Genomic DNA, 9,230 nt, shown 5'->3' with positions numbered 1-9,230 from the left:
AGGGGAAGTGGAAGCGTGGTGCGCAGGGGAAGTGGAAGCGTGGTGCGCAGGGGAAGTGGAAGCGGGGGCAGAGTGCGTATTAAAGAGCCTGAGATCTGTGCATAGATAGGAGGGATGAGAAGACAGATGTTTTTATTTGCATCCTTTTTTGGCCAAACAACGATCTAAAGCATTGGCAAAAGCAGTTTTTTCCTTAACGCCTAAAGTCGCGGGTCCACCGGAATGAATGCCGCTTGCGCGTAATTGTTCATGTACATCTCTAATATTCAAACGCTGTCGGACATTGTTCTCGGTATATTCTTCTCCGCGAGGATTAATTGCCAACCCCCCTTTGGCAATTACTTCCGCAGCCAGAGGTATGTCAGCGGTAATTACTAAATCCAAAGGCTGTAAATGTGTTGTAATATATTGATCAGCACTGTCAAAACCTTTAATCACCTGCACAGAACGAATGAAGGGTGAGTTTGGATAAGTCAAGTAGGAGTTTGCTACTAAAATAAGTGAAGTCCTGGTGCGTACCGCTGCACGAAACAGAATTTCTTTTATCACCTTGGGACAGGCATCAGCATCTACCCAGATATGCATTGTTAGAAATGTTTGGTTAACATACCAAGGATTTTAGCAAGTAAAGCTGACAAGCTATAGAGGTAAATAATATAATCATCAAAAAAATGCATGGGGAGACAGTTCTAATGATTTTTTTTACTGAACTGCATTAATCAAAGGTCTATTCGGAGAAAATCAATGAGAGTTTTAGCTTTTTTGAGTTGTTTGCTTGTTTCTATAGGGGTTGCAGCGGAATCGACCTTACCTGTTGGATGCGAGGCTGTTCCAGTTCAGGGAGAACAGGTTACCCTACAGGGGAAAAAGAGCCATTTGTATTTTATTCATAATCTCACTTCTGCAGATTTATGGATCACCCATCCCATAACCAATCCCAGTGCAAGCGCTGGTTGGACCACGCGAATTCAAGGAGGAAACTGGTCTGCTTTGGCATTAAAAAAAGGCCCGTTTGCTTTGAATTGCATTGAGTCCAGACCTGGTCATGAACAACAAGTACCTTGTGAAGGACAAATCGCCGTTTGTAAATGGAAAGGAGTGAAAATTTCCAAAAAAGATCAGAAAACTACTTTTTGGGTAGCAGAAGATATGTCTGTCTCTGCATTGACTGCAGCGGTAGGTGCCCGTGGTTTCGTAATTCCTGTTCCAAAGAATCAAGAGTAAGTGTAAGAGTATTTCATCTTAGCCAATCATCCAGTTAAATTAAGAGGTATGAAGTATGTATACAAAGTTATTCAATCAAAAATCAGAGTCTAAAGAGGAAAAAGAAAAAAAAATCCAATTTGTATCTAACCTCTATGCTGCAGTATCTCATATGAGTCATGGGGAAAAACAAAGGATATTGATTGGTGCCTTAATGGTTACAGATCTGACTGCAAAGGAGGTGGTGGAATATAGAGTTACTAAGGGGCTTTAATCACGGATTCACCCCATGGATACTCATGAGGCTCTTGAGCTGGAGTTGAAGGCAATCCGCCAGTTCTTGCTACTTTTGTCGATAAGTGGTAGAACTGGGCAAATGATATATAACTTAAATAAGATACTTCAAAAGGAACAGGATAAACGGTGAGCAAAAAAACAAAAGATCCCTTTTATAAACGGGAAAGTGAAAAATATACCGATCCTGTGCCCAGTCGCGAATTCATTTTGGACATCCTCAATGAATACGGCAAACCCATGTCTCGTAATCATCTATTTGATAAATTGCATCTGAACGATGAACGCAAGCAAGAATCCATGGGTTTTCGGCTGAAAGCCATGTTGCGTGACGGACAAATCATGCAAGATAGGCGTGGTCGATATTGTCTCATGCAAAGAATTAATCTTTCACGGGGCACTGTGCAAGGCCATCCCGATGGATTTGGTTTTTTTATTCCTGATGATGGTTCAGATGATATGTTCCTGTCCGCTAAAGAAATGCGAGCCGTAATGCATGGAGATATTGTACTTGCCTACCAAATGGGTGTTGATCGAAGAGGAAGACCCGAAGCGAAAATTCATGAAGTCATTGAACATGCCAATATTACTGTTGTGGGCCGATTTTTTTCAGATCATGGGGTAAGTTTTGTTTTGCCTGATAGCAAACATTTGACCCAGGATATTTCTATTCCGCCAGAGATGATAAATGGAGCAAAAAACGGCCAAATTGTTTTGGTTGAATTAATTGCTTTTCCTAATAAGAGAACTCAGGCAATCGGTAAAGTCCTGCATGTCTTAGGTGAGCACATGGCACCTGGTATGGAGATTCAAGTAGCGCTTTATGCCCATGGTATTCCTTTTGAATGGCCAGAAGATGTCAGTACAGAAGTCGCAAAAATATCCCAACATGTTACTGAAGAAGAATTAAAAGGACGGACTGACTTACGCTCCCTTCCTTTTGTAACCATTGATGGGGAAGACGCAAAAGACTTTGATGATGCGGTTTATTGTTATAAAAAGCCGAATGGCGGTTTTCAATTGTATGTGGCAATTGCTGATGTCAGCCATTATGTGATGGAAGATTCTGCCTTGGATAAAGAGGCAGCGCGGCGTGGTAATTCCGTTTATTTTCCTGGTAAAGTGATCCCTATGTTGCCTGAAGGATTATCAAACGGTGTTTGTTCGCTTAATCCCCATGTAGATCGTTTGTGCATGGTCGCTGAAATGGCCATTAGCAACGATGGTAAAATAACCCGATCCCGTTTTTATCGGGCTGTAATGCATTCTCATGCTCGATTAAATTATACTCAGGTGGGCTCTTGGCTTGAGCAAGGAAGCGCTGACGAAACGCATGCTTCTTTATGGCCTGTGCTTCAATCACTTTATGATTTATATCATGTCTTACTCGTTACCCGAAAACTTCGGGGGGCAATGGATTTTGAGACCACCGAAACGCGAATCGAATTTGATGAGAATAAAAAAATTCAATGCATTGTTCCTGTAATCCGCAATGATGCCCATAAATTAATCGAAGAGTGTATGTTGGCTGCGAATGTCGCAACAGCACGATTTTTAGAAAAAGCCAAAATTCCTACCTTGTATCGTGTACATGCCGTTCCGGATGAGGATAAAATTACTGCATTACGTCAGTTTTTAGGTGAATTGGGCTTGCAATTAAGCGGCGGAAAAAAACCCAGACCCAAAGATTTTCAACGTACGATGAGCGCAGCAGAAGGCCGGCCTGACAAACATCTTATTGAAACGGTCATGCTGCGTTCTTTAAAACAAGCACAATATGTTGAAGCGAATGAAGGACACTTTGGCTTGGCCTATTCTGCCTATACTCATTTTACTTCACCGATCCGACGCTATCCAGATTTGTTAATCCATCGCGCATTAGGGCATTTACTGGACAATAAACCCCTTGAGGAGTTTAGTTATTCCCATGAAGATATGAATAAGTTGGGTAAACATTCCTCGATGACCGAACGTCGTGCGGATGAAGCCACAAGAGAAGTGGTTACATGGTTAAAATGTGAATACATGCAAGACAAACTGGGTCAAGTATTTAAAGGACGAATTTCCGCAGTGACCAGTTTTGGCATATTTGTTGAATTGGATGAAATTTATGTCGAAGGATTAGTTCATGTGACTTCTTTGAAGAATGATTACTATACTTTTGACTCTGTAAAACATCGGCTTATTGGCGCACGTGGTGGTCATGTCTATCATTTAGGCGACAAAATGACTGTTTTAGTAGCCCGGGTTGATCTGGATGAACGTAAAATTGATTTTGAGCCGGTAGAGGAAGCAGTAAGCAATGAGTGAGCAGTATGTTTATGGGCTACACGCAGTTTCCGCTTTATTAAATAATCCTCATCGAGAGATAAAAAAACTCTATATCAGTGAGGATCGGGTGGATAATCGGTTGCAAGCCATCATTGATAAAGCAATGCAATCACGGATTACGATTGAAAAATTAAGCCTTCAAAAAATGAACCAACGTTTTGCAGAATTTACTCATCAAGGAGTAGTGGCCAGTGCGTCTCCTTTGCCAGAATACAATGAATCCCATTTGCAAGCATTAATACAATCCAGCAAAAATCCAGCTTTAATTCTGATACTTGACGGCATAACTGATCCTCATAATTTAGGTGCCTGTTTACGTACAGCAGATGCAACTGGTGTTGATTTTGTCGTGATACCCAAAGACAAAAATGCCAACATCACTCCGGTTGTGAGTAAGGTCGCATGTGGTGCAGCTGAATCAGTCCCTTTAGTTCGCGTGACCAATTTAGTGCGAAGTATGAATCTTTTAAAAGAACACGGAATCTGGATTTATGGCGCAGCGGGAGAGGCAAGCAGCCCACTCTATCAAATAGATTGTACTGGAAATGTCGCGATTGTCATGGGCGCTGAGGGTGAAGGTTTAAGGCGATTAACCCGCGAGCACTGTGATGGGCTATTTTCATTACCTATGCTTGGTAGTGTATCCAGTTTAAATGTTTCCGTAGCCACTGGAGTTTCTTTATACGAGATTATCCGGCAAAGAAGAGGAGCGATCCCTAATGAGTGAATTAAAGATGAAAGCAGCCAAAGCTGCGTTGCAATATATTGAAGATGATATGATTGTTGGTGTAGGTACGGGATCCACAGTTAATTTTTTTATCAAAGAACTGGCTTCAATCAAGCATCGAATTGATGCATGCGTGTCAAGCTCCAAAGCCACAGAAGCTTTGTTACGAAAAGAAGGAATTCCCGTCATCGATTTGAATTCCGTAGAGGATTTACCCATCTATATTGATGGTGCTGATGAGGTGACTGAGCAGGGAGAAATGATAAAAGGTGGGGGAGGTGCTCATACCCGTGAAAAAATTGTCGCTTCTGTAGCTGAAAAATTTATTTGTATTGTGGATGAAACAAAATTAGTAAGCCGCTTGGGGCAATTCCCTGTAGCGGTTGAAGTGCTTCCTTTGGCAAGAAGTATGGTCGCTCGAAAAATCGTGCAGTTAGGGGGCGATCCGGAATACAGAGAAGGATTTGTGACGGATAATGGCAATATTATTCTCGATGTTTTTAACTTAAACCTGAATGAACCTAAAGAGATGGAAGATCGTATTAACTTATTAACTGGTGTCGTTGAAAACGGAATTTTTGTTCATCGTGTAGCGGATATCATTTTGCTGGCTTCGCAAGACGGTGTGAAGCACGTGAAATAATCATAAAGAACATGCAGGTTTAGACCAATGAATGAACACAAAGTATATGTAAATCGAATTTTAAATATGAAAAAAATCAAGTTGATTGGTCTGGACATGGATCATACATTGATTCGCTATAATTCTGAGAATTTTGAGTCTTTAGTATATCAACTCGTTAAAGAACAATTGGTCGAGGTAAAAAATTATCCCGAACAAATTAAAAAATTAAATTTTAATTATCATGATGCAATCCGCGGTTTAGTCATAGACCGTAAAAACGGCAATATCCTTAAACTAAGCCGATATGGAGCGATTCGGCAAAGTTATCACGGGACAAAGCCTATTGATTATGTTGAGCAACAGAAAATATACCGAAGCATTTATGTTGATTTGGGTGATCCAAATTACATGGCCATCGATACCGCCTTTTCTATAGCTTTTTGTGTGCTCTATGGACAGTTGGTTGATTTGAAAGATAGCCAATATCCTGAGGCCATACCCAGTTATCAAACCATTGCACAAGACGTACAATTTTGTGTCGATAAAGTCCATTCAGACGGCAGTTTAAAAACAATCATCAGTAAAAATTTACCTACCTATGTGATCAAAGAAAGGGCTTTAGTAGAAGGTTTGAAACATTTCATTCACCATGGAAAAAAAATATTTATTCTTACAAACTCTGATTTTTCGTATACCAAGCTGTTGCTGGAATATGCCATTAATCCTTTTTTAAAGAAGGGTGAGAGTTGGATTAATTTATTTGAGTTTGTCATTACCTTAGCGAACAAACCCCGGTTTTTTTATGATAATCTTCGTTTCCTATCGGTTCATCCTGCCGTAGGCACCATGACGAATACCATAGGTCCTATTGTTCCAGGCGTGTATCAAGGAGGAAATGCCAAAAAGTTTACTGAAGATTTGCATGTGCAGGGTGATGAAATACTTTATATCGGGGATCATATTTATGGGGATATTTTAAGACTGAAAAAAGATTGTAATTGGCGAACTGCTCTGGTCGTTGAAGAACTTGGTGAAGAAATAGCAGCGCAGTCACGGGCTATGCCAATAGAGAAAGAAATTAGTGAAGCCATGGAAATCAAAAAGAATCTAGAGAAACAATATGTAAATGTATACACCAAAATGATTGATGAAGGTTCTAAAGAATACAGTCATGAAATTCAAGATCTCCAGTCCCAAATTAGCAAAATAGATTCGCAACTTACTAAATTATTGAAAGAACAAAAAAGCTATTTTAATCCAAAATGGGAACGTATTTTTCGTGCAGGAGCCGAGGAAAGTTATTTTGCCTATCAGGTCGATCGCTTTGCATGTATTTATATGGAAAAACTTTCTGACTTGTTGGAATATTCTCCGGCAACCTACTTTCGAGCCAATAGGCGTTTGCTTGCCCATGATACCGATGTTTCTTCATTCCATCTAGAAAAATGAAAGAACATTGCTTAATCCGATCTGTCCAGTATCACTCATGATAAAAATAGACGTATCCCTTGTGCGTGATTTAATTGACGCTCAATTTCCTCAGTGGTCCCATTTACCAATCACACCAGTAGCGTTTAGCGGATGGGACAATAGAACGTTTCATCTCGGAACAAAAATGAGTGTGCGGCTACCCAGTGCTGAAGCTTATGCGTTACAAGTAGACAAGGAACAACAGTGGTTACCTTATCTTGCACCTCATTTACCCTTAGATATTCCTCAACCTATAGCGAAAGGGAGGCCTACTTCTGATTATCCCTGGCAATGGTCGATATATCCATGGATCGAGGGACAAGCTGCCTCCGTCGCTTGCATTAGGGACAAATGCTTGTTTGCCAAAGATCTTGCGCATTTTCTACAAAAATTACAAAGAATAGATCCCAGGGATGGACCTTTGGCTGGAGAACATAGTTTCTTTCGAGGCGGATCGCTTGGAACTTATCATGCAGAAGTGGAAGAAGCGCTTAAGATTTTATCCAAAAATCAAGATGTAAGCCTTCTTACTTCAATATGGTCTACAGCTTTAAAAGAAGCTTGGAAAAAAACTCCGGTTTGGATACATGGAGATGTTGCTACGGGCAATCTCTTAGTGAGAGAAGGCCGTCTTTGTGCTGTTATTGATTTTGGGCAATTGGCTCTTGGCGATCCTGCTTGTGATTTGGTAATTACCTGGACGTTTTTTGCAGGCAAAAGCCGCGACGCATTCCGCCAGGCACTGCAACTGGATAATGCCACCTGGGCACGGGCACGAGGATGGGCCTTATGGAAGGCTCTTATTGTTTGTGCACAATTACCTGGAACCAATCCCTTAGAAATTGAAAAATCATGGAACGTACTCAAGGAAATAAGTGCTGATTTTAAAATGGAAAACAGCCTAAATTGATAAATGGATTCTTCGTCAGCGTAGGATATAAAAGTGAGCAAAAATTATTGAATAACTGACCTTAACGTGTCCAGGCTGATATTACCTCCGCTTAAAAGAACAACAGCATTTTTTCCTGTATAATCTTGCGCACATTTGAGAAAAGAGCCTAACGCTACCCCAGCGGCACCTTCAATTAATAGATGCTGCATGGTCAACGACGTGCGCATCGCTGATCGAATTTCTTCTTCAGTAACCAAAACAAAATCATCTACATACTGCCGACATAGATCTAAAGTTAAGGAGTTTGGTTCTATTCCCCCGGCTGTGGCATCAGAAAGTGTGAGTTGAGTATCCATACAAACGATTTTCCCCGCTTTCACAGATTCATACATCACTGGAGAGTTTTCTGGCAAGCAACCAATAATTTTAGTTTTTGGGGAAACGGCTTTAATAAATCCGGCAATCCCGCCGATTAATCCTCCACCGCCGACAGGGATAAAAATGACATCTATCGAATTGAGCTGTTCCATAAGTTCTAGGCCTAAAGTACCCTGACCCGCTATAACCTGAGCATTATTGTAGGGCGATATATAAGCCATGTTATGTTTTCTTGCATAGTCAATTGCATGTAATTCAGTTTCAACACAATCTCTTCCATAAAATTTTAATGAAGGGTTATAAAATCCAATATTTTCTTTTTTAATTGGTGATACGTTTTCTGGAACAAATATGATTCCGGGAAGATTTAATTGATATAAGCCATATGCAATTGCTGCACCATGGTTCCCTGTGGATGCGGCAACTATTCCATGATGCTGTTCTTTCTCTAAGGACATTAAAGCATTGAATGCGCCCCGAACTTTGAACGAACCGGTAAATTGTAGATTTTCACACTTTAAATAAACCGATACATTCGTCTTCTGGCTCAGAGGGATTGAAAACTCCAAAGGGGTATTTCGAATAGCTCTGGAAATTCTTTTTGCGGCTTTAAGTACTTCAGTTTGAACATCAAACATTTAGCTTTTTTCTCCTGGGCGGTTAGGGTTTAAGTAATTATAAATAGTTGCACGTGAAACATTGAGAATCTTGGCTATATATTGTGCTGCATTTTTTCCGGAAAAAGCCCCGACTTCATATAGATGGTCGATTAATGCTTTCTTTTCTTTGCGGTTCAACGTGTTTATGGATAATTGGTATTCTTTTAAGTAACTATGAATATAAATATGAACTCGTTCTTGCCAATCGTCCTTAAATAAAGGTTCAGGTTTTGTTTCCAATTTGGAACACAGAAGAAAGTTTTGTAATGAATCCATTAATTTATCCATCATGGAGACATCAAGATTAATGCAGAGCAAACCCACGGCATTACTTTTATCATCCCGAATGAGACTACTGACCGATTTAATTCGATTGCCAGTCCAACTGGTCTTTTCATAAGGGCCAACACAATCTTCCATAGATTGAACTTCCATTTGGTCTAATAAAGATGGATCCCCCTCTCGGCGTTTAGAAAAGGGATTGTAAATCGCCACGATTCGATTTTGTTGGACATCATGGACGATTACTTCTGCATAAGGGGCTAACAAACGTTGGATCGCTTCTGCAGTGGGTAAGAAGTTTTTAATGGCTTGATTCATCAATTCAAGAGTGCATCTCCTAAGTTATATATTTTAATCTATTTTTTACTA

Annotated in this window: 10 protein-coding genes; 7 read left to right on the top strand and 3 right to left on the bottom strand. The window is 40.3% G+C overall.

The window, feature by feature from the left end; translation table 11 throughout:
• Positions 1–132: 132 nt before the first annotated feature.
• Positions 133–585: a YaiI/YqxD family protein gene (locus tag BU07_RS0112760; protein WP_031566625.1), complete on the bottom strand. Its 453-nt coding sequence runs from the start codon at positions 583–585 to the stop codon at positions 133–135.
• Positions 586–744: 159 nt separating this feature from the next.
• Here BU07_RS0112760 and BU07_RS0112755 point away from each other — a divergent pair, with 159 nt between their 5' ends.
• The 7 genes from BU07_RS0112755 (at position 745) to BU07_RS0112720 (ending at position 7,560) form a co-directional block, all read left to right on the top strand.
• Entirely contained in the window at positions 745–1,224 is a 480-nt protein-coding gene (locus tag BU07_RS0112755; protein ID WP_031566624.1) for a hypothetical protein, read from the top strand.
• Between the two features lie 55 nt (positions 1,225–1,279).
• Positions 1,280–1,477 (top strand): hypothetical protein, encoded by a 198-nt coding sequence (locus BU07_RS0112750; protein WP_031566623.1) that lies wholly within the window; start codon positions 1,280–1,282, stop codon positions 1,475–1,477.
• Between the two features lie 149 nt (positions 1,478–1,626).
• Positions 1,627–3,807, top strand: coding sequence for a ribonuclease R (rnr, locus tag BU07_RS0112740; protein ID WP_031566622.1), 2,181 nt, complete (start codon positions 1,627–1,629; stop codon positions 3,805–3,807).
• Positions 3,800–4,555: a 23S rRNA (guanosine(2251)-2'-O)-methyltransferase RlmB gene (rlmB, locus tag BU07_RS0112735; RefSeq protein WP_031566620.1), complete on the top strand. Its 756-nt coding sequence runs from the start codon at positions 3,800–3,802 to the stop codon at positions 4,553–4,555. Before rnr ends, rlmB begins: the two co-directional genes overlap by 8 nt.
• Positions 4,548–5,198, top strand: coding sequence for a ribose-5-phosphate isomerase RpiA (rpiA, locus tag BU07_RS0112730; protein ID WP_031566619.1), 651 nt, complete (start codon positions 4,548–4,550; stop codon positions 5,196–5,198). Before rlmB ends, rpiA begins: the two co-directional genes overlap by 8 nt.
• Positions 5,199–5,225: 27 nt before the next feature.
• Positions 5,226–6,629, top strand: a complete 1,404-nt coding sequence (locus BU07_RS0112725) for an HAD-IG family 5'-nucleotidase (protein ID WP_031566618.1) — start codon at positions 5,226–5,228, stop codon at positions 6,627–6,629.
• 37 nt (positions 6,630–6,666) lie between these two features.
• Positions 6,667–7,560, top strand: coding sequence for an aminoglycoside phosphotransferase family protein (locus BU07_RS0112720; protein WP_031566617.1), 894 nt, complete (start codon positions 6,667–6,669; stop codon positions 7,558–7,560).
• 44 nt (positions 7,561–7,604) lie between these two features.
• Here BU07_RS0112720 and BU07_RS0112715 read toward each other — a convergent pair whose 3' ends face one another.
• Together BU07_RS0112715 and BU07_RS0112710 are read right to left on the bottom strand one after the other, a co-directional pair.
• Positions 7,605–8,558 (bottom strand): threonine/serine dehydratase, encoded by a 954-nt coding sequence (locus BU07_RS0112715; protein ID WP_031566615.1) that lies wholly within the window; start codon positions 8,556–8,558, stop codon positions 7,605–7,607.
• Complete coding sequence (locus tag BU07_RS0112710; RefSeq protein ID WP_031566614.1) at positions 8,559–9,179, bottom strand: helix-turn-helix transcriptional regulator; 621 nt, start codon at positions 9,177–9,179, stop codon at positions 8,559–8,561.
• Between the last annotated feature and the right edge of the window lie 51 nt (positions 9,180–9,230).

Source organism: Legionella wadsworthii DSM 21896 = ATCC 33877 (genome assembly GCF_000701265.1).
GTDB lineage: Bacteria > Pseudomonadota > Gammaproteobacteria > Legionellales > Legionellaceae > Legionella > Legionella wadsworthii.
Note: the sequence above shows the minus strand (reverse complement) of the source record. Positions and strands in the feature narration are given on the sequence as shown.